Annotated in this window: 20 protein-coding genes; 17 read left to right on the top strand and 3 right to left on the bottom strand. The window is 53.3% G+C overall.

Annotation, left to right across the window (positions count from 1 at the left end; all coding sequences use genetic code 11):
- Nucleotides 1-80 precede the first annotated feature (80 nt).
- The 3 genes from G614_RS0116145 to G614_RS0116155 are packed head-to-tail and all read left to right on the top strand — an operon-like array spanning nucleotide 81 to nucleotide 2405.
- Nucleotides 81-824 carry a stage III sporulation protein AF gene (locus G614_RS0116145; protein ID WP_027642781.1) on the top strand — a complete coding sequence of 248 codons (744 nt, stop codon included), beginning with the start codon at nucleotides 81-83 and terminating at the stop codon, nucleotides 822-824.
- Entirely contained in the window at nucleotides 778-1530 is a 753-nt protein-coding gene (locus G614_RS0116150; RefSeq protein WP_027642782.1) for a stage III sporulation protein AG, read from the top strand. The genes G614_RS0116145 and G614_RS0116150 overlap by 47 nt, the downstream gene beginning before the upstream one ends.
- Nucleotides 1531-1547: 17 nt before the next feature.
- Nucleotides 1548-2405 (top strand): SpoIIIAH-like family protein, encoded by an 858-nt coding sequence (locus G614_RS0116155; RefSeq protein WP_027642783.1) that lies wholly within the window; start codon nucleotides 1548-1550, stop codon nucleotides 2403-2405.
- 967 nt (nucleotides 2406-3372) lie between these two features.
- Here the strand turns inward: G614_RS0116155 and G614_RS30150 are convergent.
- From G614_RS30150 to G614_RS0116175, 3 genes are all read right to left on the bottom strand, one after another.
- A complete protein-coding gene (locus G614_RS30150; protein WP_080664526.1) occupies nucleotides 3373-3489 on the bottom strand; it encodes a hypothetical protein in 117 nt (38 codons plus the stop codon).
- Entirely contained in the window at nucleotides 3441-4004 is a 564-nt protein-coding gene (locus G614_RS32830) for a hypothetical protein (RefSeq protein WP_027642785.1), read from the bottom strand. The genes G614_RS30150 and G614_RS32830 overlap by 49 nt, the downstream gene beginning before the upstream one ends.
- A gap of 88 nt (nucleotides 4005-4092) precedes the next feature.
- The gene (locus G614_RS0116175) at nucleotides 4093-6030 is read right to left on the bottom strand and encodes a LysR family transcriptional regulator (RefSeq protein WP_027642786.1); all 1938 of its coding nucleotides are present in this window, start codon (nucleotides 6028-6030) and stop codon (nucleotides 4093-4095) included.
- Nucleotides 6031-6350: 320 nt separating this feature from the next.
- Between G614_RS0116175 and G614_RS0116180 the strand changes: the two genes are divergently transcribed.
- From G614_RS0116180 to G614_RS0116255, 14 genes are all read left to right on the top strand, one after another.
- Nucleotides 6351-7427 carry a tripartite tricarboxylate transporter substrate binding protein gene (locus G614_RS0116180; RefSeq protein WP_027642787.1) on the top strand — a complete coding sequence of 359 codons (1077 nt, stop codon included), beginning with the start codon at nucleotides 6351-6353 and terminating at the stop codon, nucleotides 7425-7427.
- 96 nt (nucleotides 7428-7523) lie between these two features.
- Nucleotides 7524-7988: a tripartite tricarboxylate transporter TctB family protein gene (locus G614_RS0116185; RefSeq protein ID WP_027642788.1), complete on the top strand. Its 465-nt coding sequence runs from the start codon at nucleotides 7524-7526 to the stop codon at nucleotides 7986-7988.
- Nucleotides 7989-8009: 21 nt separating this feature from the next.
- A complete protein-coding gene (locus G614_RS0116190) occupies nucleotides 8010-9539 on the top strand; it encodes a tripartite tricarboxylate transporter permease (RefSeq protein ID WP_027642789.1) in 1530 nt (509 codons plus the stop codon).
- Nucleotides 9532-10662 carry a dienelactone hydrolase family protein gene (locus G614_RS27700; protein WP_080664527.1) on the top strand — a complete coding sequence of 377 codons (1131 nt, stop codon included), beginning with the start codon at nucleotides 9532-9534 and terminating at the stop codon, nucleotides 10660-10662. Before G614_RS0116190 ends, G614_RS27700 begins: the two co-directional genes overlap by 8 nt.
- Nucleotides 10655-12751: a glycoside hydrolase family 28 protein gene (locus tag G614_RS32835; RefSeq protein ID WP_242828109.1), complete on the top strand. Its 2097-nt coding sequence runs from the start codon at nucleotides 10655-10657 to the stop codon at nucleotides 12749-12751. Before G614_RS27700 ends, G614_RS32835 begins: the two co-directional genes overlap by 8 nt.
- A 55-nt stretch (nucleotides 12752-12806) precedes the next feature.
- Nucleotides 12807-13928 carry a glycoside hydrolase family 88/105 protein gene (locus tag G614_RS0116205; protein WP_027642791.1) on the top strand — a complete coding sequence of 374 codons (1122 nt, stop codon included), beginning with the start codon at nucleotides 12807-12809 and terminating at the stop codon, nucleotides 13926-13928.
- Nucleotides 13916-14761 (top strand): sugar phosphate isomerase/epimerase family protein, encoded by an 846-nt coding sequence (locus tag G614_RS0116210; protein WP_027642792.1) that lies wholly within the window; start codon nucleotides 13916-13918, stop codon nucleotides 14759-14761. The genes G614_RS0116205 and G614_RS0116210 overlap by 13 nt, the downstream gene beginning before the upstream one ends.
- A gap of 951 nt (nucleotides 14762-15712) precedes the next feature.
- Nucleotides 15713-16096, top strand: coding sequence for an Asp23/Gls24 family envelope stress response protein (locus G614_RS0116225; protein WP_002584729.1), 384 nt, complete (start codon nucleotides 15713-15715; stop codon nucleotides 16094-16096).
- Nucleotides 16097-16315: 219 nt separating this feature from the next.
- The gene (nusB, locus tag G614_RS27705; RefSeq protein ID WP_080664528.1) at nucleotides 16316-16933 is read left to right on the top strand and encodes a transcription antitermination factor NusB; all 618 of its coding nucleotides are present in this window, start codon (nucleotides 16316-16318) and stop codon (nucleotides 16931-16933) included.
- A 9-nt stretch (nucleotides 16934-16942) separates the two neighbouring features.
- On the top strand, nucleotides 16943-18229 hold the full coding sequence (xseA, locus tag G614_RS0116235; RefSeq protein WP_027642793.1) for an exodeoxyribonuclease VII large subunit: 1287 nt from the start codon (nucleotides 16943-16945) through the stop codon (nucleotides 18227-18229).
- A gap of 3 nt (nucleotides 18230-18232) precedes the next feature.
- On the top strand, nucleotides 18233-18466 hold the full coding sequence (gene xseB, locus G614_RS0116240) for an exodeoxyribonuclease VII small subunit (protein ID WP_027642794.1): 234 nt from the start codon (nucleotides 18233-18235) through the stop codon (nucleotides 18464-18466).
- Nucleotides 18459-19370, top strand: a complete 912-nt coding sequence (locus G614_RS0116245; RefSeq protein WP_027642795.1) for a polyprenyl synthetase family protein — start codon at nucleotides 18459-18461, stop codon at nucleotides 19368-19370. The genes xseB and G614_RS0116245 overlap by 8 nt, the downstream gene beginning before the upstream one ends.
- A 19-nt stretch (nucleotides 19371-19389) precedes the next feature.
- Nucleotides 19390-21300: a 1-deoxy-D-xylulose-5-phosphate synthase gene (gene dxs / locus G614_RS0116250; RefSeq protein WP_027642796.1), complete on the top strand. Its 1911-nt coding sequence runs from the start codon at nucleotides 19390-19392 to the stop codon at nucleotides 21298-21300.
- Between the two features lie 139 nt (nucleotides 21301-21439).
- Entirely contained in the window at nucleotides 21440-22327 is an 888-nt protein-coding gene (locus tag G614_RS0116255; protein ID WP_027642797.1) for a TlyA family RNA methyltransferase, read from the top strand.
- Nucleotides 22328-22355: the final 28 nt, after the last annotated feature.

A 22355-nucleotide genomic window follows, 5' to 3' on the forward strand; every position in this document is an offset into this window, starting at 1 on the left:
GCGGAATATAAAAAACGGACTGTAAGATACCGAACTGCAAAATACCGGAACGCTATAGTGTTATATAAAAGGAGATGCCTATGGAAGCTGTCTATGGATGGGTGAAGAACATCATATACTACATGATTTTCCTTTCAGTGGTAAATAATCTTCTGGCGGACTCCAAATATGGCAAATACATCCGCTTTTTTTCAGGCATGGTCCTGATTCTTCTGGTAGTGAGCCCATTTACAGGAGGGCTGCACCTGGATGAGCAGATATCGTCCATGTTTAAATCCATTTCCTTTCAGAATGACACGGATGACTTGAAACAGGATCTTTGGGGGATGGAAGAACGTCGCCTGGACCAGGTCATCCGTAAGTATGAGCAGGCGGTGGCAGCTGATGTGGAGGCCATGGCCAGGGAGGAGGGCCTGGAATGTACCGGAGCCAGCGTACAGATTGACGGTGACCGGAACAGCAGCCGCTATGGGCGGATTGAAGGAATCGGTCTGGTCATCAGCGGGGAGAAGACGAAGGCAGAGCCGGACAGCTGGGATTATATGGGGAGCAGGCCCGTGAATGTGGACGCAGGGAGGATTGACAGTGTGAAGGTTGAGGATGTGGAACTGGGAGAACCGCCGGAAACCGGAGGAATGGAGGAAAACGGGGACACACCGGAACGGGGAGAGACAGGCAATTCCGGGGAGACGGACAGTCCGGGGAAGACACCGGAGGCCGGAGGCATGGCGGCGGACAGAAAAATAAACCATTTAACAGGAAAGGTGGCGCAGTACTATGGACTGGAAGAATCGGATATCGAAATTCAGTGGAAAAATGACTAAGGAAAAGTGGTTGTTATTGCTTCTTATAGGTGTTCTTCTCATGATTCTCTCCTTTCCCCTGCCCGGAGGAAGCAAGAAGGACAAGAATGCCGGTGAGCAGACCGTGGGGGCCGGGACAGATGGCACCGGGGCGGTTCCGCTGTGGACAAAGGACAATACCAATGGAAGCGGAGAGGGCAGCGGCTTTGGCCAGGGCTCCTCCAAAAACGGGATGGCCCAGGGGCCGGACGGAAACGGGGCAGGCGCGTCAGACGGGAAGGAGGATTCCTACCCGGCGGCAGCCCGCACATCCGAGGACGGGTCCTATGAAGCACAGATGGAAAACAGAATCAGGAATATATTAAAGTCTGTGGACGGCGTGGGAAAGGTGGATGTCATGGTGGTGCTTAAATCCTCCAGCGAAAAGGTGCTTCGGGTGGATCGCTCCACGAATACCAGCACCACCCAGGAAAAGGATTCAGGGGGAGGCACCAGGAATGTGACAAACAACCAGATACAGGAGAGTACCATACTATCGGGAAGCGGTTCCGGCAGCAGCACAAACGCGCCCATTGTTGAAAAAGAACTGAGTCCGGAGATATCGGGAATCATTATCAGCGCAGAGGGCGGAGGCAGCCCAACCGTAAAAGCTGAAATTTCTGAGGCCATGGAAGCATTATTTGGCCTGCCGGCACATAAAATAAAAGTATTAAAGAGGGTGGAATAAATAAAGGAGTGCAGGATATGAAAATCAAGAATATGAAACAGGTAAAAGAGCACATGAAAGACATGAGCATGAAACGTCTCTTCCGCAGGAACCAAATCATCATCACGACACTGGCTGTCATGATTGCGGCAGCCGGATATCTCAACTATGCGGGAAAGAAGGATTTGGCAAGCGGCAACCGGGTGTATGAGGCAGGTGCCATGGACATTTCGGATGAAGATATCCTGGCAGAGAACCAGGCAGCCTCCTTAAACGGCCAGGCCGGACTACAGGAGATTCCCAGCCTGGACCAGGACCCTTCTGACCTGGATGCGTTAAGCGACGCAGACGGCGCCCAGGCAGCAGCAGACACCGGAACAGACCAGGGACAGCTGGCTCAGGCCGGAGACGGCACAGGAGTCGAGGAGGCTACCCAGGCAGCAGATCCGGGGCAGATGGCAGCGGCAGATACGGACAGCTCCGCCCAGGCGGGATTGGAAAATCCTGGGGAAGCCGTGCTGACCAGCGGCATGAACGTGGCTGATTACATAGCAAACGTGCAGCTCAGCAGGGAGCAGGTGCGCGCCAAGAACAAAGAGACACTGATGAGCCTGATTAACAGTGACAGCATTGATGAAGCAGCCAAACAGCAGGCCATCCAGGACATGATTGACCTGACAGAGGTTTCCGAGAAGGAAAATGCCGCAGAAACCCTCCTGATGGCAAAAGGCTTCTCAGACCCTGTTGTCAGCATTACCAAGGATAAGGTGGATGTGGTCATCAATGCGCCTTCCATTACGGATCCGCAGCGGGCCCAGATTGAGGATATCGTGAAACGCAAGGCAGAGGTGGGAGCAGACCAGATTATCATTACACTGCTCAATATGGCAGAATAGGCCGGAGGTATAAAGAAGGCCGGGCTGCCGCTTTAACGGTTGAAGAACCGTAAAGGCGGCAGCCTTTTGACGCCTTGCTGTAAATTACTGCAGTCAGCCCTCTGCCTTGTCCGTGACTGCAGGATATGGGAGACCTTCCAAATTTCCCATTGAATCCCTTTCGAATTTCCGTATCAGGGCCGCCATTGGGATAGTGGAGCGCTGCGGTTTAAAGCAGCTTCAGAATCATGGCCTTTGATACAAAGATCACGGACCTGACGGATAATGCGAAGACCCTGTGGCTCTGCTGTTTTGATTCCAGTTGGGCGGCGGTACGGACATTGAGAAATCCGTGGCCTCTTTCTGTGGGGTAAATACGCTGTCTGAACTGCTGCGGCTGAGAAAAAGCTGAAAAAAAGCTGAAAAAAAGCTGAAAAAAAGCTGAAAGAAAAAGCCGAGAAAGGTTAATGGCCTTTGGTATGTTCATTCTCGCATTACTGACCTTTATCTTAAAGATTAGTCAGTAACGTTTTCTAAGTCCCGGAAACGGGTACAGAAAAACCACCCTTGTAAACTTGGCGGTTGAAAGGGTGGCAATTCTGTCATTTGAGTATTCGGCCAACCTCTTGTGTGAGGTGGTTGTTCCTTTTTTACACCTCTATTATAATCAATCCACTCTATAAATTCAAGTGATTTCACACAAAATCCCTGAAAACCCTCCCGCCGGCGTCGCAAATCCGTCCATTTTCACCTCAAACCGCCCTCTTTTCAGGCCGCTGCCCACCGAGCAGCCCTTGAACAAATAATCTGTTGACTTTAAGATTTTTCTTCCAATGTCAGATAATAAGCACTTCCTTAATATGTGTCTGATGTTGGCAGATGTTCACAGATTTTCACTCAATGTATGATGAATGCAAAAAACAGGTTCGTCAAAATCAATGGCTCCCTCACTGAAAGATTCTTTTATATAGAAGAAAGTCCTCTGTTTTCAAGCAAATTCGCCCATGGCAATCTCCATGGCAATGCCGGCCTCATCTAACAGGTCCCGAAGTTCCCTTAAGGCATCCATGTCATAGGCGTGGACCGGCTCCTCCAGCCATGCCACGCCGAAGGGGGCTGCTTCTTTTGCAAAGGCAAAGGCTGTTTTGGTGTCCCAGGCAGGGAGAAGTCAGCGCCGCTGCCGCCGATTTTGAATTTTGTTGTTTTGTACCCCTCGTCCTTAAAACGCTGCAGGTCCGAGATCAGCGCCTCGTCGCTTAAAAGGACGGAACCGCCTCCTTTATACACGGCGGCCCAATCCCGGTCAGCGCCCAGGAAGCGGTGGAGGGGCAGTACTGCGCGGTTTGCCAGAAGGTCTAAAAGCAGCCAGTCCAAGTTGGTCATTTCAGGAATATAGGGGCTTTGATAGCCGAAATTGCGGATTTCCCACCAGAAATATTCCATCCATTCCCCGTTGGATTTTCCGGGGGCATCTAACATCCGGGGAAGGAAGAAGTCGGTCATCAAAGGGCTGGCCGGTCCCTGTCCGCAGAAGCCGTCCTCATCATAAATCTTCATCCAGCCTTTGAAAAAGGATGCATACCGGATGCCGCCGATGCCGTCCTTAAATGGTGTGGGCAAGGGGATGGGGCAATGTCGTAGTACACTGCTTTTTTGATTGCAATGGTTTCGGGGTGACAGAATAATTGGTTCATTATGGGCCTCCTTGTTATGATTCGTTATGGTTGGAAAAATATGTTTCAAATGTATCATTCAGCAGCCGGATCAGGTCCTTTACAAAGGCCGGGAGGTTGCGTCCCGGGTGATGGACCAGCAGCAGATAGTAATTCTGAGGTTCCTCAAAGAACCTGCACCGGGATAATGTTTCCTGATTCAGGGAACGGGCGGGAAGTATGGTGCTGGCAGCCCCGCACATGGACAGGGTCCGCAGGATATCCGGCCGGGCCTCGCATACAACCGCGGCAGGCAGTCCGGGCCATTCCCCCAGAAGACGGTCCTGCTCCAGGCGCAGGGCGCTGCTTTGTGGAGCGAGCATGATACGGCGGGGATGCATGGCTGTGGAAACCGGAACGGGAATACGGATATCCTGCTTCGGGTCCGGGCAATCCTCTGTCCCGAAACAGTACACCAGCTCATCCTCATCCAGGATCCGGCTGTCCAGGATTGGATGCTCCTCCTCGCAGGAAAAGTAAAGGCCGAAGTCCGCCGATGCATTGAGCAGGGCTTCCTGGGCGGTTTCGCGGCCGCTTTCTATTATATTCAGGTTGACATCCGGGTGGAGCCGGCTGAAACTGCCCGTGACCTGCCTGTGCAGGATACCGGACAGCCCTGGGTCGCAGTGCAGGTAAATACCGCCTCCATGTCCGGTCTGATATGCATGGATATGGGCAGTCATCTCAGCTTCAATCTGAAGGATGTTACGGGCGAAGTTGACAAACACCTTACCTGCATTGGTGGGCTTAAGACGGTTATGTACCCGGGTGAATAACTGGGCGCACAGCATGCCCTCCACGTTGTGCAGATGGCGGGACAGGGCTGGCTGGGTAAGGAAATATTTTTCCGCTGCCTTTGTCAGGCTCTTCTCGTCCACAATGGCGATGACGTATTTTAGCAGCTGGGTATTCAGGTTGAGTTCAGGGGCCGTATAGTGGGCTGCGTGGGCACGGATGGCTGCCTGGGATGGGGAAATGGCATCGGTCGCAGGCTGGCTGTCCTGGTCCACAATCCTAAGTAGCTCCTCTGTTTCGGCAGAGGGGATGGCCTTGTAGCGGGAATCGGATAAACGCTCATGAATCAGAAGGCCTGCAAGATAGCGTTCCGGTTCTGTCAGGGTATGCCCCAGGGGATAGCGGATATGAAGGGTCTGGTGGATGGGAGGGTCCAGGGAGCGGTAAACCAGCTCCTCACAGGGAAACACATGGGCCTGGGACACCAGTCCCACCCCCACGGCCTGGTGCAGCATGGAGTCCACCAGGATGACGTCGTTGGATTCAAAGGTTACCACCGGATTAAATCCGGCTTCCTGAAAAAGCTCCTCTGCCAGAATACGGATACTGTGCCTGGGCCCCTGGAGTACAAAAGGGGTATCCCTGAGATCGGACAGGCGGATTTTCTCCGCTGTTGCCAGGGGATGGGAGACTGGAAGGGATACCAGCAGCTCCTCATAGGCAATGGGCAGGTCCGTCACCTTGTCGGAATTCCTGCCTGAACCGATGGCCAGGTCAATCTGTCCATGGAGGATGGCGCCCGGCTGGTCCCGGGCATAAAGCTCGGTCAGCGTCAGGGAGATGTCCGGATAACGGTGTGAGAACTGGTTATAGATACGGCTGTAGATAATGGCTCCCCGGTTGGGCGCGGTGGCCAGACGTATGCGGGCGTGATTGCTGTCCGTCACGGCCCGTAGCATCTGCAGCATGCGGGTCTGCTCGTCCAGGATTTTCTGGGCGCAGTCAATCACGTACCTGCCCACGGAAGTAGGGGTCAGCTGGCGGTGATACCGGAGGAATATAAGAAAGCCCAGGGATGCTTCATACTCGGTCAGGAACTTGCTCAGCGCAGGCTGTGAGATTCCCAGCACCTGGGCTGCGCTTGAAAGACTGCCCAGGTCGGAAATGGTAACAAGGTAATAAAGCTGGCGTGTGGTCATGGCTGCCTCCTATCGGTCCATAACTGCAGGCATTTGCAGTTCAGGATTTATTTCCATCATATATGATTTTGGCGGACTGTCAAGAAGAAAAACTTTTACTATAACTAAAGTGGTATGAAAGCTATAATTAAATCTGCTTTGTAAATTCTTTATAAATACTATATAATACAAAATGTAAACACACGAAGGGTTAAAATTAGACAGATTATACAATATTTCCCTATATATCCAGTCTCTTCCAGGTGGTGTGTTGAGAATCAGTTCTTAAAATCAGGCGGAATAAGTCTGCCTAAAAAGTGGAATAAAAGGAGAAAAACGTTATGAAAAAGAGTATGTATCGTTTCTTAATGACAGGGGTTATGGCGGCAGCGGTACTGGGAATGACTGCCTGCGGCAGCAAAACCGGGACAGGTGATACCACAGCGGCAGCCACCGCGGCAGACGGCGGCTCTGCAGATGAAGCAGCATCAGGAGATGACATCGGATTTCCTAAAAAGGAGACCATTACCCTTGTGGTGCCTGGCAAGGCAGGCGGCGGCTCCGATCTGGGCATCCGTTATTACAGTGAAGGGCTGAACCGGATTTACGGCCTGAAGACAACCGTTACCAACTATGACAGCAATACCATCGGCCATCAGACCGTTGCCACGGCTAAACCGGATGGCACTACCCTTACCGTTGCCACCTCAGCCCTGAACATCCAGTACATAACGGGCAATGCTGAGGTCAACCCGATGAAGGACTTCACCCTGATTGCCTGCCTGCAGGACAATGGCTTCTCAACCCTGGCAGTACCGGCCGATGCCTCATATGATGACTTCGCGGGATTTGTTGAGTATGCAAAGGCCCATCCGGGCGAGCTGAACGCAGGTATGCCTGCGGCTGGCGCCAACACCTTCCTCTTTGGTATGCTGACCTCCACAACTGGCATTGAGCTTAACTCAGTTGAGTGTGCATCCGAGTCCGACCGTCTGACCAACCTGGCAGGAGGATTCATTGATATCGGTGTTGTAGGCGTTGGTAATGCCCAGGAATATGAAAAAGCGGGCAAGCTGAAGGTAATCGGCACCGTATCCTCTGACGGGACCACCATTTCCAAGTATCCGGAAGCGCTGCCGGACAACTACAAGACCCTTCAGGAACAGGGCTTTGATGACTGCGTAATGTCCATTTACCACTACCTCCTGGGACCGGCCGGCATGGACGAGACCATGGTTGCAAACATGAACGCCGCCATGAAGGCTGTTTGTGAGGATGAGACTGTAAGCGCTGGTATTGCTGGTATTGGTAATATCCCAGGCTGGCATGACCTTGCTGAATCCAAGGAAATCCACGATGGGGAGTATGCCCAGTTTGTGGAGATTGCCAAAGAGCTGGATATGTTTGTCCAGGAGTAGGCCTGTCATATTCAGGCAATACATATACACGTAACGATGTACCGGATGTCCTGGGAGAAATCTCCCGGGACATTTTAAAAGAAAGGGGAATTATTTATGAAAATGCGCAGAGATACAGTTACCGGCATTGCGGGCCTTCTGGGGTGTGCGTTCTTCCTGTCTGCAGCCCAGTCCATCAAGCAGCCAGCCAAGCTTCTGGAGCCGGGCCCGCGCCTTCTGCCCTATGTGGCAATCGTACTGATTGCAATGAGTTCAATTGCACTAATCATCAAGGGCATTAAGGAACGCGCAAAAGAGAAACCGTATTTTCCAAAGGGCGGCGCCCTTAAGATTACTAAGAGCTACCTGCTGCTGATTGTCTATGCCTTTGCCATGACCTGGCTTGGATTCCTTATGACAACGCCCTTTGCCGCCTTTGCCCTGATTTATGATTTAAAGGGTGTCAGCAAGGTGAAACCCGTTGCCGCAGTCATCATTTCCGTGCTGGTAACCGCAGGCCTTTATGCCATGTTCGTGTTTGGCTTCCAGGTAAAGCTTCCGGCCGGGCGGCTGTTTGAATAAGGATAAGGAGGAACAGGATAAATGACAGAATATATAAGTGCGTTAATGGTCTGCCTGCAGCCAGTCAATCTGCTGCTGATTGTTGCCATGGTTTCCCTGGGAATCGTGTTCGGGGCCATTCCGGGACTTTCCGCAACCCTGGGCATTGCCCTTTTGCTGCCGGTTACCTTTGGCCTTTCCACTGAGACATCCTTTGTGCTGCTGCTTGCCATCTGGATTGGCGGTGTGTCCGGCACATTCATTTCCGCTGTGCTCATTGGTATTCCAGGGTCGTCTTCCGCAATCGCCACCTGCTTTGACGGCTTTCCCATGACCAAGAACGGACAGGCCAGCAAAGCACTGGGAATCGGTATGACGGCTTCCTTTATCGGAACGGTGGGGTCCGCGGCCCTGGCTACCGTACTTTCTCCGGTGATTGCCGAATTTGCCCTGCATCTTGGGCCGTGGGAATATTTCTCCCTGTGTTTCTGCGCCATCACCCTGGTTGCCTCATTGTCAAAGGGAAATATCTTCAAGGGCATCATGGCAGCCGGTATCGGTCTTCTGATGGGGTGTATCGGCATGGACCCAATTAATGGTTCCAACCGTTTTACCTTTGGCAATGTATACTTAAGCTCCGGCATCAGTACGGTTGCCCAGATGTTAGGAATGTTTGCAATGTGCCAGATCATCCGTGACTCCGCCAGGGGCGAGGCAATGTTGCCGGAAGCTGACATGGTGAACATGAAGGGGCTGGGAATCGGCATAAGGGATATCCTGCAGAATATCAAGACCATTGCCTTTGCATTTGTATCCGGCCTGTGGATTGGATTCCTTCCGGGTATGGGCTCCGGTATCTCCAACATGGTTGCCTATGGTTATGCAAAAAGCATCAGCAAGGACCCGGAGAGTTTTGGAAAAGGAAATCCGGCCGGTGTGTGGGCTTCTGAGACAGCTAACAACGCCTCCCTGGGCGGTGCCCTTATCCCCATGATGGCCCTGGGAATCCCCGGCGACGGCATTACCGCAATGCTGATTGCGGGACTGACCATCCACGGACTTCAGGCAGGCCCCCTGTTCATGACCGAACAGCCTGACCTGGCAATGCTTATCTTTGCCTGCGTCATGGTGGCTGCAATCGTGACTTACATCGTACAGATTATTGGAAAACGCTGGTTCCCTTATATACTGAAGGTTCCTTACCATTACCTGTACACGGTGATTCTGGTCATCTGCTACATCGGCGGATACGGGATTTCCAATACCATGTTTAACATCTACGTGATGCTTGCCCTGTGCCTGCTGGCAATTTTCATGAGCATGTCAGGACTTCCCACCTCCCCTCTGGTGCTGGCCTTCATCCTGTCCAGCAAGCTGGAGCGTTATTTCCGTCAGGGTATCAGCTATGCCCACGGCAGCTATAAGGAGTTTTTCACCCGTCCGCTTTCCTGCGCCCTGCTGCTGGTTTCCGTATTCTGTGTTGTCTGGCCGCTTTTGCCAGAGCATCTGAAGAAGAAAAAAGCAGAGGCCGCGGTGCCTGCTGCCGGCGGGAGCGAAGCAAAGGATGACTGATTCAAATAACAGCCTGCCCAGGATGGAACAATGCTATGGCATTCTTCCCTCCATGCTCAGGAAGTTTGACCGGTATGCACGCAGGGATTCCTTCCGGGGAGACACCAGAGGAGAGTTTGAGCAGTGGCGGTCAGAGACAAGGTCCCTTCTTCACGGGCTTTTGGGGCTTGATAAGATGGAGGACTGCGGTCTGTCCCCGGTTCTGGAGGATGTCCTCCTGCTGCCCGGAGGAATCAGGAGGGAACACATAAGAATCCAGGTGGAACCGGATGTATGGATGCCTATGTTCGTGCTGGTTCCTCCGGGAGCCGGATGCTCCTCCCGCCCCTTCATATGCCCGCCCGGACATAATGGGGCTGGAAAATATTCAGTGGCCGGACTGGATGGTTATGGGCCGGTCCGGGATAAAATCCGGCAGTACCACTATGACTACGGCTATCAGCTTGCCAAGCTTGGGTATGTGGCGGTCTGCCCGGACTGCCGTGGCTTCGGGGAGCGGCGTGAGGACCTGGAGGACACTAAGGATGCGGCAACCGCCATGAAGGGTGACTGTTACCGCCTGGCCCATATGGGGGAGCCCCTGGGCATCCCTGTGGCCGGAATGCTGGCCTGGGATTTGATGCGCGTTGTGGATTACCTTATGGAACGTGGGGAATGGGATATGGAGGCTGTCAGCTGCCTGGGATTTTCAGGCGGCGGGATGCAGACCCTCTGGCTGTCCGCACTGGATGAGCGGATCAGGCTGGCTGTAATCAGCGGCTACATGTACGGATTTCGGGATGCGCTGCTGGCCCTGAACCAGAACTGTTCCTGCAACTATGTACCTCATCTTTGGGAACACCTGGATATGGGGGATATTGCCAGCCTGATTGCCCCAAGGCCCCTTCTTATCCAGTCCTGCCGGGGCGACAGGCTGAACGGGCCGCGCGGGATTGTCAATGCCGCGGAGCAGGTGGACATTATCCGGAATGCATACAGGCTGACAGATGCGCCCGGCCTTGTGATTCATGAAATATGCGAAGGGCCCCACCAATGGCATGGGGAGAATCTGGCTGTCCATCTTGGACAGTTAATAGACAGTTATGAAGAAATCAAAACCAATCAGGAGGTTTTCCATGGATAAATTACAGTTGAGGGAGACAATCCTGAAACAGATAGAAAGACCGGATATTCCTGACCGGGAGTTCCCTGCCTGTTTGTTTGGCGTGGTTCCTGACAGCGGGGCTGTCCAGACACAGGCCCTGCAGCAGGCTATAGATGCAATCAGCAGGGAAGGCGGAGGCAGGCTCATGCTTCCCGGCGGCATAATCCGCACCGGTGCATTGGAACTGAAAAGCAGGGTGGAGCTTCATCTTCAGGACAGGGAGTCCGTGCTGTCATTTGTCAATGAAAATCCGCAGATTCACTATCCGGTGGTTTTCTCACACTGGGAGGCCGCGCCCTGTTATAACTTCAGCCCATTGATTTATGCCTGCGATGCCCATGATATCGCTGTTACCGGGGAAGGAACCCTGGACGGGGGAGCGGATTCCGGCCACTGGTGGAACTGGCACCATCAGGTGGAGGACGCATGGTCCGATGATAAGCCGGACCTTCAGCTGGAGGACCGCAAGGCCCTGCGCCGGATGAATATGGACGGCGTGCCTGTTGAGCAGAGGGTCTTTGGCCCGGGCCATTACCTGAGGCCAAATTTCATACAGCCCATCCGCTGCAGCCGGGTGCTCCTTCAGGGATTTACCCTGAAAAACAGCCCCATGTGGCAGCTGAACCCGGTGATGTGCCGCAGCCTGCTGGTGGACGGCGTCACATTGTATAGCCATGGCGCCAACAATGACGGCTGCGACCCGGAGAGCTGCAATGGCGTACATATCTGCAATTGCCGGTTCGACACCGGAGACGACTGTATCAGCCTGAAATCCGGCCGGGACAGGGACGGCCGCATGGCCAACATACCCTGTGAGAATGTACTGATAGAAAATAATGAGTTTGCAGACGGCCATGGCGGGATTGCCCTTGGCAGTGAGATGAGCGGCGGGATCCGCCGTGTGCTGGCCGTCAATAACCGGTTCAGCAGCCCTAACCTGACCTATGCGCTCCGCTTAAAGACCAATGCCCGCCGTGGAGGCAGGGTGGAGGATATCATACTGGCGGACAGTGTGATGGACCATGTCCACGGGGCGGCGGTCCACGGCACCATGCTTTATGAAGATGGGAGAAATGGCAGTGACCTGCCGGTATTCCACAATATAACCATTGAAAACATCATTGCCCACGGAGGCGATTACGGGATTTTCCTGGAGGCATTTGACGAAGTTCCTGTTACCGGCCTGACCTTGAGGAACATCCGCATAGACGGGGTGGCCCGGCCCATGCGCAGCATGAACTGGAAGGAGCCTGTGGTTGACGATGTGATAATCAACGGAAAAAGCTTTCCGCGTCCTGGCGGTGTCCGTATCCTTGGCGTTCCCGTAAATGGGGAAACCGTAAAGGCCGAAGCAAGGACCTGCGGCGGGGATATGGACTTTATGTATAGGTGGCAGACATCCACTGACGGCGCTGCCTGGAAGCAGGCCGGGCAAGGGGAGCAGTTCCCCGTTCCTGGGACAGCAGATTTCATACGGGTGACGGTCACAGACCATAAGGGAAATGCCGAAACCAGCCATGAGTACCGGGTTTTTCCCAAGGGGCTGTCCGGCAGTGATTGGGGTTATGAGTGGCAGCGGCTGTACTGCCGGGGAATGTGGGAGTTCCCGGGAGCCATACCGGCAGACGCAGTCATAACCCGGGAACAGCTTGCAGGGATGCTGCTGCCACTGGCAGACCCGGCGCTGCGCTGGGGAGGAGAGGACGGTGAGGCGTGCAGTGAGGCGCTGAGGATTGCGGTGGGGAATGGGTTCCTTGCACTGGAGAGGCGGCCTTGGCCGGACGGTCATGTGTCTCTGCTTCAGCCGGACGGCCATGTCACCCGCCAGGAGATGGCCACGGTAGCCATGCAGGCCTGCGGCGTGAATTACCGCAATGCCTCCTGTACCATGCCTGTCTGTGCCGATGCGGCATTGGTAAACAATAATTACGGCACCAATGTGGCCCGCGCTTTGTATTTTGGCTTCATGAGTCTGGAACCGGACGGATGTTTTAAGCCCCGGCGCCCTGTTACCATTGGAGAGGCCGCCGGGATTTTAAACCGGGTTGCTGATTTTGCTGGTATCTGAGCGGCAGTTTGACGGTTCAGTGAATTTTATAGAGTGTGAAGGAGATTGAAGCGATATGTGGTTAGAGTATTTTTCACAGTACATGGAAACGGCATTTCCCCGTTTCCTCAGTGAAAGGCCCTGGAATTATAAGAATGACCTCTGTGTAACCGGAGCAGCCTTCCTGGCGGATGTTACCGGCAACCCGCGCTGGAACCGTTACATCCTTGATGCCGGTAAGTGGCTGGTGGATGAGGACGGCAGGGTTGCCAACTGGAAAGAGGATGAAAATAATATTGATAAGGTCAGTTTTGGCAAATCCCTGCGGATCCTCCGGGACCTGACCGGGGATGGGCGGTATGGCCGCGGGGTTGAGAAGGCATATGCTTTTCTGGAACATTATCCCCGGACAGCCACCGGCAACTTCTGGCATAAGGACATTTACCCCAACCAGGTGTGGCTGGACGGCCTTTACATGGCCATGCCATTTTACGCAAAATGCCTGGCGGAAAACGGTGAGGACCGGTGGGATGATATCATGGACCAGTTTCAAAGCACACACTGCCTGCTGTGGAACGAAAAGACAGGGCTGTACCTGCATGGATGCGATGTAAGCCGTAAGGCGGACTGGGCGGATCCGGTAACCGGCCGCAGCCCCGGGGTATGGCTCAGGGCAGAAGGATGGTTCCTTATGGCGCTGGCGGATGTATACGGTCTGGCAAAGGATTATACGCCCCGGGCAGAGGAACTGGTGTTGCTTCTTAAAAACGGTCTGGATGGCCTTTTGCAGTATCAGGACAGGGAATCCCATATGTTCCTCCAGGTTGTGGACCATGCTGACCTTCCAGGCAATTATCCCGAGACATCGGGAAGCGCCATGACAGCCTATGCCCTGATGAAGGGCGCCCGCCTTGGGATGCTTGGCGATTCCTATTGGGATAAAGGAAATGAGGTCCTTGAAGGCATCCGCCGTACCTGGCTTAAAAAAGAGGAGGATGGCTGGCACCTCCACGGAATCTGCGCAAGCGCGGGCCTGGGCGCCGGACCGGACCCCCATAACCGGAAGGACCGCAACGGAACCCCGGAGTACTACATCAGTGAGGCACAGATGACCGACAACCAGCATGGCGCGGCTGCCTGCATGATGGCGGTAAGTGAACAGCTGAGAAGAAAGGGGAATCATTCATGCTCCAATTAGGACTGCGCCTCCATGACGCGGAAAAGCTGCCCATTGAAGAACTTCTCCCCATTGTGCGGGAAAAAGGCTATGCCTGTGTCCACCTGGCCCTTAGCAAGGCAATGAAGGAATACCCCTGCGGCCCTTCTGCCCTGACACCCGGCTATGCCCATTATCTGAAGCATCTGTTTGAACAGAACCAGATGGATGTGGCTGTTCTTGGCAATTACCTGAATCTGGCCCACCCGGACCCGGAGGTAATCCGTGTGTCCCTGGAGAAATACTACGCCCATATCCGCTTCGCATCCCTCCTGGGCTGCGGTATGGTGGGAACAGAAACAGGAGCCCCAAACCCGGAGTATAAATACTGCCCTGAATGCAGGACGGACGCGGCCCTGTCCACCTTCATAAAGAATGTTAAGCCGGTGGTGCGATGTGCGGAACAGTTTGGGGTAATCCTTGCGCTGGAGCCGGTGGCCCGGCACATTGTATGGAATTCCAGGCGTGCGCGCACCGTTCTGGATGAGATCGGTTCCCCCAACCTTCAGATTCTGTTCGACCCGGTGAATATGCTGGATTTGGATAATGTGGACCGCAGGGAAGAGGTATTTGCAGAGGCAATGGAGCTTCTGGGTCCGGATATTGCCATGGTGCATTTTAAGGATTTCATCCGCGTGCCCGAAGGCCATGGGCTGAAGGCAGTGGGCGCAGGAACAGGTGAGATGGATTATACATCAATCATGAAGTTCATAAAACAGGAGAAGCCGTTCCTATACGGCACCCTGGAGAACACAATCCCGGAAAATGCCGCCTTGTGCGGGGCAAGGATGAAAGCGCTTTATGATGAAGCTTAAGTGCGGTTGAAGCAGGGAAACTGGTTCCTAAAAATGCACCCGGTTACCAGGCAGGAACTGGCACATATTGCCATCAAGAGCTGCGGGCACCCTATGATGAGACTACCTTCTGGGCAACGTCTGCCTGTGATGACACAGATGATATTGATGTGTATTACCATACTAATGCGGCAACCTGCGATGACTTTGGATTAGGACTTCTGGCCGCGGCTGGGAACAGGGGAACAGATCCACGACCCGGTATTCCCGATTCTGCGCCGTGCACCAATGTTATCCGGTTCCCATGGGATAAAATGAACGTCTTGTTTTGCAATCCCTGCCGTGATAGAATAAAAGGAGGCGCGCGCAGCGGCCTGCTGCGCCAGGCAAGGAGATTGTATACAAATGATGGATAACCAGAAGACGGTTTTATTTGAGCAGACACCGGTGCCAAAGGCGGTCATGCACGGCCTTGCCTATGCCCGGTTCACGTAAGAATTGGTGCTGGCAGCTGCGGCCGTTATCATGCTGACCCGCGTTTTCAGGAAAAAGCAGAAGGAAGACAGGAAAAAGCAGTCTGCTGGACAAACCGGACAGAATTTGTTAAAGGAAAAATGCGAAGACCCTGTGGCTCTGCTGTTTTGATTCCAGTTGGGCGGCGGTTCGGACATTGAGAAATCCGTGGCCTCTTTCTGTGGGGTAAATACGCTGTCTGAACTGTTGCGGCTGAGAAAAAGCTGAAAAAAAGCTGAAAGAAAAAGCCGAGAAAGGGCGTCAAAATTAATCCTATACATATCCTCCCGAATTTGTTATAATACTAATAAATAACTCAAACTATCCATAGCTAAAATGGGATTGTTCCTTGAAAACTCAATACTTTAGCATACACGAAAGTATTGAGTTTTCAAGGTTCTCCACACTATCGGGTGTGAGAAGTTTGAGTAATTAAGTCTTGACAGGAGGTAAGTTGTGATGTCTGAGGAAAATCGCAGTACCCATAAATTATACGAGAAAGAGAAGATAGGCGAGGTGCAGATTGCGGACGAGGTAGTGGCCATTATTGCCGGGCTGGCTGCCACAGAGGTGGAGGGCGTCGATTCCATGGCCGGCAACATCACCAATGAGCTGGTAGGCAAGCTGGGCATGAAGAATCTGAGCAAGGGCGTCAAGGTGGATGTGACGGAGGAGCATGTGTCGGCAGACCTGTCCCTCAATATCCGCTACGGATACAACATCCCGTCCGTAAGCGAGCAGGTCCAGGAAAAGGTAAGCACGGCCATTGAGAATATGACAGGCCTGACAGTGCTGGATGTAAATGTAAAGATTGCCGGAGTCAATATGGATGAAGGCAGATAAAACCACGGTTTAATATAATATCTGTAAACACTCCCCGGAGCGTTGCCTGGGGAGTGTTTTATACATTTTTTATTGTTTTTATGCACTGGGTTTGCTATAATATCTAGAGCGGCTTCATCCCCGGGCTATTTAGGACATGCCCGGGCCAGGGAAGGAGCGGACATCACGAAGAAAGGAAAATGTACGGAAAGCCACCGCTTTTTAGTACAAGCAGAGAAAATGACCAGAAGAGAATTGCGGGAGCATTGCTTTAAGATGCTGTTCTCGGCTGACTTCTACCCGACGCAGGAAGAGGCCATAGCCCAGCTGGGCCAGTATTTCCAGTCCCCGGAAGAAGACGATGTAGATGAGTCGGGTATTCTCCAGGTATTGCATAAAGTAGAATTAAAAGAGGCAGACAGTGAATATCTTCAGGCAAGAACAGCAAACATAATGGAGAAGATTCCTGAGATAGATGGGAAGCTGAACCAGGCAGCTGCCGGATGGAAGACCAAGCGCATGGGAAAGGTGGAACTGACCATTCTGCGCCTGGCCCTGTATGAAATGTTCTACGATGACGCGATTCCTGAGAAGGTATCCATCAACGAGGCAGTGGAGCTGGCTAAAAAGTTTGGAGGAAATGATTCACCGTCCTTTGTAAACGGAATACTGGCCAAGTTTGTAGTCAAGGGAGCCAGGGCTGCCGGAGAGGCCAAGGCGCCGGAAGAAAACAGGGCTTCCGGGGAAAATCAGGATTCCCAGGAAACCAGGGGTTCCCAGGAAATTCAGGCATCCCAGGAAACTCATGTTTCCCAGGAGCCCCAGGATACACCGGAGAATAAGGAAAGCGAAGCGTAGGCAGGACTTATGGCAAGTGTTTACACCGTATCTCAGGTAACTGCATATATCCGGAACATGTTTACACAGGACTTTGCCCTGAACCGGATTTCAATTCGGGGGGAAGTGTCCAACTGTAAGTACCACACATCAGGCCATATCTATTTTACATTGAAGGACGGCGGCGCGCAGATTGCTGCCGTCATGTTTGCAGGACAGAGGAAGGGGCTGGACTTTGAGCTCAGGGAGGGCCAGGAGGTTACGGTGTCAGGCACCGTGGATGTATACGAGAGGGACGGAAGATACCAGCTCTATGCAAAGGAGATTACCAGGGAAGGAAAGGGAGACCTGTTCCGCCAGTTTGAAAAGCTGCGGAATGAGCTGGAGGAGATGGGAATGTTTGACAGCAGTTACAAGCAGCCCATTCCCAAGTATGCCAGAAAGGTGGGAATCGTCACGGCCGGCACAGGAGCGGCCATCCGTGACATCATGAATATATCCGCCAGAAGGAATCCCTATGTCCAGCTCATATTATACCCGGCCCTGGTCCAGGGAGAGCAGGCAAAGTACAGCATCGCAAAGGGCATTGAGACTCTGGACCGTATGGGGTTAGATGTCCTGATTGTGGGAAGAGGAGGAGGTTCCATCGAAGACCTCTGGGCTTTTAACGAGGAAATGGTGGCCAGGGCCATCTTTAACTGCACTACTCCGGTTATCTCAGCCGTGGGGCATGAGACGGACGTGACCATAGCGGATTACGTGGCGGATTTAAGGGCGCCCACGCCGTCGGCGGCAGCGGAACTGGCTGTGTTTGATTATGGTCAGTTTGTGGAGCAGGTGAATCTGTACAGACAGGTGTTAGAGCGCTCCATGGAGCGCAGGCTGGAAAAGCTGCATTTCCGGCTGGACCAGTGCGGTATGCGCTTAAAACTTTTAAGTCCGGAACGGCAGCTCAACGACAGGCGGCAGCGCCTTGCGGATATGGAGAGCCGCCTGGAACGGATGATGGAGGAGGAGCTGGGAGCATCCCGGCTTAAGCTGGAGGACAGGAAACGGCGCCTTGAGGCGCAGATGGCTTTCGGACTGACAGAGGGAAAGCACAGGCTGGCCCTGTTGTCAGGAAGGCTGGACGGATTGTCGCCCCTTAAGAAGCTGGGGGGCGGATACGGATTTGTGACAGACGCCAGAGGCAGGGCGTTTACCTCCATTGCACAGGCAGAGCCTGGAGACATAATACGCATCAGCGTAAAGGACGGGCGTGCAGACGCCCGGGTCGTGGAGACAGAATCCATGAAACTGCCGGGAAGTGAGGGATAGAGGATGCCGCGTAAGAAGACGGATATACAGGAAAAAGAAGAGAATAACGCCAGCATTGAGGAGAATTTCGCCCAGCTGGAAGATATTATAAAGAAACTGGAAGCCGGGGACAGTACGCTGGAGGAATCATTCACCTGCTATGAAGCGGGGATGAAGCTGGTGAAGTACCTGAGCGGTCAGATAGACAATGTAGAAAAACAGATTCAGATATTGAGTGAGGGTGATGAAAATGAGTGATAAGGAAACATTTAAACAGGAACTTGATGCGCGTACGGCAGAGATTGAGCAGTTAATTGGAACTTATCTTCCGGAGGAAACAGGCCATCAGAAGACAATCTTCGAGGCAATGAATTACAGCATGAAGGCAGGCGGAAAGCGCCTCCGCCCCATGCTCATGCAGGAGATGTGCCGGCTTTTCACAGGTACCCTTCTGGATGCTGTGATTCCCTTCATGGCGGCAGTGGAGATGATACACACATCCTCTCTGGTGCACGACGACCTTCCCTGTATGGATGACGACATGATGCGCAGGGGCAAGGCCAGCACATGGGCTGAGTACGGCGAGGACATCGGTGTGCTTACCGGGGATGCGCTCATGATGTTTGCCTTTGAGACTGCCGCCAATGCCTTTGAGACAAGCATTGACCCGGACGAATTGTCCAGGATTGGACGGGCTATGGGGATTCTAGCCCATAAGACCGGCGTGTACGGCATGATAGGAGGCCAGACCGTGGATGTGGAGCTGGCCGGAGGTCCTATACCGGGGGACAAGCTGGATTTTATCTACCGTCTGAAGACGGGAGCGCTGATTGAGGCTTCCATGCTGATTGGCGCTGTCCTGGGCGGCGCTGCTGAGGAGGACTGCAAGATTGTGGAATCTCTTGCAGCCAAAATCGGCATGGCATTCCAGATTCAGGACGATATCCTGGATGTGACGGGAAGCCAGGATGTGACCGGCAAACCATCAGGAAGCGATGAAAAGAATAAGAAGACGACCTATGTAACCCTGGAAGGCCTGGAGAAGGCAAAGAAGGATGTGGAACAGATTTCTACAGAAGCCATTGAGGAGTTAAACAAGCTGCCGGGGAACAATGAATTTCTGGAGCGGTTAATACGCGCGTTGGTGGGCCGTCAGAAGTAAGACTGGAGATACCGCTATTATGATACTGGAACAAATTAATGGGCCGGAGGAGCTGAAAGCCCTCCCGCCCGAGGATTTAAAGATACTGGCCCAGGAGATACGGACCTTCCTGATTGAGAAAATCAGCCATACCGGAGGCCATCTGGCCTCCAATCTGGGCGTGGTGGAACTGACCATCGCCCTTTTTAAGACCTTAAATCTTCCGGAGGACAAGGTTATCTGGGATGTGGGGCACCAGTCCTATACCCATAAGATATTAAGCGGGCGTATGGCGGAATTTGACGAGCTCCGTCAGTACGGAGGCCTGAGCGGATTTCCTAAGCGCAAGGAGAGTCCCTACGATTCCTTTGACACAGGCCACAGCTCCACCTCTATATCCGCAGGACTGGGAATTGCCCTGGGGCGTGATATCAGGGGGGAGGACTACCGTGTAGTATCCGTCATTGGAGACGGGGCCCTTACCGGCGGCATGGCTTATGAGGCCCTGAACAATGCCGCCAGGATGAAGAAGAATTTCATCATTGTGCTGAATGACAATAAGATGTCCATTTCGGAAAATGTAGGGGGCATGTCCCGCTACTTAAACGGACTGCGCACAGGCAGCGGCTACAACGACCTGAAAAAGAGCGTGGCAGACGCCCTGGACCGGATTCCGGTGGTGGGCACTGTCATGATAGACAAAATCAAACGCACCAAGAACAGCATAAAACAGCTGTTCATACCCGGCATGCTGTTTGAAAATATGGGCATTACCTATCTGGGCCCGGTGGACGGCCATAATATCCAGGCCCTCTGCAAGGTGCTGAGGGAGGCCCAGAAGCTGGACCACGCAGTCCTGGTCCATGTGATAACGAAAAAGGGAAAGGGATACCGTCCGGCGGAGAAGAATCCATCCTATTTTCATGGGGTGGGCCCATTTGACATAAAGACGGGAAAATCCCTGTCAGCCCAGAAGAATCCTTCCTATACGGATGTGTTCTCCAGGAAGCTCTGTCAGCTGGGGGAGGAGCATCCGGAATTGGTGGCGGTTACTGCCGCCATGCCTGACGGTACGGGGCTGGCTGCCTTTGGAAAGAAGTTTCCGGACCGCTTTTTTGACGTGGGAATCGCGGAGGCCCATGCAGTCACGTCCGCGGCAGGCATGGCTGCGGCCGGGCTCAGGCCCGTGGTGGCTGTCTATTCCTCCTTCCTGCAGAGAGCCTATGACCAGGTCCTGCACGATGTCTGTATCCAGAACCTGCCGGTGCTCTTTGCGGTGGACCGGGCAGGGCTTGTGGGAAGCGACGGGGAGACCCATCAGGGAATCTTTGATTATTCCTTCCTGACCTCCATCCCTAATATGAGCGTCATGGCCCCCAAGAATCTGTGGGAGCTGCGGGCCATGCTGGACTTTGCCATGGATTACGGCAGTCCTCTGGCCATACGTTATCCGAGAGGTGAGGCGTACCGGGGACTGAAGGAATTCAGACAGCCCATTTCATACGGCGTGGGGGAAATGCTTTACGAGGAAGAGGATATTGCCCTTCTCGCTGTGGGCAGCATGGTCAGCACAGGAGAACATGTGCGGCAGAAACTGAAAGTGGAAGGATACAGATGCAGCCTTGTCAACGGCAGGTTTGTGAAGCCCTTTGACAGGAAAATGGTATCCCGTCTGGCAGAGAGGCACCGCCTGATTGTTACCATGGAGGAAAATGTGCTCCAGGGCGGTTACGGCCTGGCGGTCACCGCATTCATACATGAAAACTATCCGGAAGTAAAGGTACTTAATATTGCCATTCCTGACGCATATGTGGAGCACGGAAATGTGTCCATATTAAGGGAAGGATTGGGAATCGACAGTGATTCCATCATACGGACCATGAAAGCCGGCGGCTATATCGGCCAGGAAACATTAGGAATCCGCCCTGTTCCGGACAGGAAGGAAGCGTGAATTTACGCTCACGGACAGATGACAGCCGGACAAAATGGCGGCAGAAAAGGTTTGACAGGCATTAGATAACACAGGCGGCATTGCACCCTTAAGCCGGAAGGCAGCGGGGAAATGCCGCTTCGGTATAAGGAGAACGGTAATGAAGAAAGAGCGGTTGGACGTGCTTATGGTCCAGAGAAGCCTGGCAGAGTCCAGGGAAAAGGCCAAGGCCCTGATTATGTCAGGGATAGTCTATGTCAATGGACAGAAGGAAGATAAGGCGGGCACGTCCTTTGAGGAGACAGTACAGATTAAGGTCAGGGGAAGCACCCTTAAATATGTCAGCCGCGGAGGGCTTAAGCTGGAAAAGGCCATGAGCCACTTCGGCGTGGAGCTGGCCGGCAGGGTATGTATGGACGTAGGGGCTTCCACCGGCGGATTTACGGACTGTATGCTCCAGAACGGTGCGGTGAAGGTATATGCCGTGGACGTGGGCCATGGACAGCTTGCCTGGAAGCTGCGCAATGACGACCGGGTCATCTGTATGGAAAAAACCAACATTCGGTACGTGACCCCGGAGGATATCGGGGACCACATTGAATTCGCCAGTATTGATGTTTCATTCATATCCCTGACCAAAGTGCTGGGACCGGTAAAACAGCTTCTGACCGATGACGGCCAGGTGGTGTGCCTGATAAAGCCCCAGTTTGAGGCTGGACGGGAAAAGGTGGGAAAGAAGGGCGTTGTCAGGGAAAAGAGCGTTCATCTTGAGGTCATAGAGATGGTCATGGGGTATGCCGGGAGCATTGGTTTTGGCATACTGGGCCTGGAATTCTCGCCCATCAAGGGGCCTGAGGGAAACATAGAATATCTTCTGTACCTCCAGAATTATCCGCAGGAAGAGGCGGGGCAGGAAGAAAACGGACAGGAAGTAACCGGGCAGGGAGAAATTAAGCAGCCGGAAAACAATCAGGCAAAAAGAAATCAGGCGGAATATGAATTATGGGCCCGGGCCATTGTGGAGCAGGCCCATGGCTGCTTGGATTAAACAGCCCGCGGCCTGCACAAATGGATAA

The sequence above is a fragment of the [Clostridium] clostridioforme AGR2157 genome (genome assembly GCF_000424325.1).
Classification (GTDB): Bacteria; Bacillota; Clostridia; order Lachnospirales; family Lachnospiraceae; genus Enterocloster; species Enterocloster clostridioformis_A.

Bases quoted from the DNA above. Each gene is read 5' to 3' on its own strand.
- dxs (WP_027642796.1), top strand. From the start codon at position 19,390: ATGATACTGGAACAAATTAATGGGCCGGAGGAGCTGAAAGCCCTCCCG.
- G614_RS0116150 (WP_027642782.1), top strand. From the start codon at position 778: ATGGACTGGAAGAATCGGATATCGAAATTCAGTGGAAAAATGACTAAG.
- G614_RS0116210 (WP_027642792.1), top strand. From the start codon at position 13,916: ATGCTCCAATTAGGACTGCGCCTCCATGACGCGGAAAAGCTGCCCATT.
- xseA (WP_027642793.1), top strand. From the start codon at position 16,943: ATGGCAAGTGTTTACACCGTATCTCAGGTAACTGCATATATCCGGAAC.
- G614_RS0116145 (WP_027642781.1), top strand. From the start codon at position 81: ATGGAAGCTGTCTATGGATGGGTGAAGAACATCATATACTACATGATT.
- G614_RS0116175 (WP_027642786.1), bottom strand. From the start codon at position 6,030: ATGACCACACGCCAGCTTTATTACCTTGTTACCATTTCCGACCTGGGC.
- xseB (WP_027642794.1), top strand. From the start codon at position 18,233: ATGCCGCGTAAGAAGACGGATATACAGGAAAAAGAAGAGAATAACGCC.
- G614_RS0116180 (WP_027642787.1), top strand. From the start codon at position 6,351: ATGAAAAAGAGTATGTATCGTTTCTTAATGACAGGGGTTATGGCGGCA.
- G614_RS0116225 (WP_002584729.1), top strand. From the start codon at position 15,713: ATGTCTGAGGAAAATCGCAGTACCCATAAATTATACGAGAAAGAGAAG.
- G614_RS0116155 (WP_027642783.1), top strand. From the start codon at position 1,548: ATGAAAATCAAGAATATGAAACAGGTAAAAGAGCACATGAAAGACATG.
- G614_RS0116190 (WP_027642789.1), top strand. From the start codon at position 8,010: ATGACAGAATATATAAGTGCGTTAATGGTCTGCCTGCAGCCAGTCAAT.
- G614_RS0116185 (WP_027642788.1), top strand. From the start codon at position 7,524: ATGAAAATGCGCAGAGATACAGTTACCGGCATTGCGGGCCTTCTGGGG.
- G614_RS0116245 (WP_027642795.1), top strand. From the start codon at position 18,459: ATGAGTGATAAGGAAACATTTAAACAGGAACTTGATGCGCGTACGGCA.
- G614_RS27700 (WP_080664527.1), top strand. From the start codon at position 9,532: ATGACTGATTCAAATAACAGCCTGCCCAGGATGGAACAATGCTATGGC.
- G614_RS32835 (WP_242828109.1), top strand. From the start codon at position 10,655: ATGGATAAATTACAGTTGAGGGAGACAATCCTGAAACAGATAGAAAGA.
- G614_RS0116205 (WP_027642791.1), top strand. From the start codon at position 12,807: ATGTGGTTAGAGTATTTTTCACAGTACATGGAAACGGCATTTCCCCGT.
- nusB (WP_080664528.1), top strand. From the start codon at position 16,316: ATGACCAGAAGAGAATTGCGGGAGCATTGCTTTAAGATGCTGTTCTCG.
- G614_RS0116255 (WP_027642797.1), top strand. From the start codon at position 21,440: ATGAAGAAAGAGCGGTTGGACGTGCTTATGGTCCAGAGAAGCCTGGCA.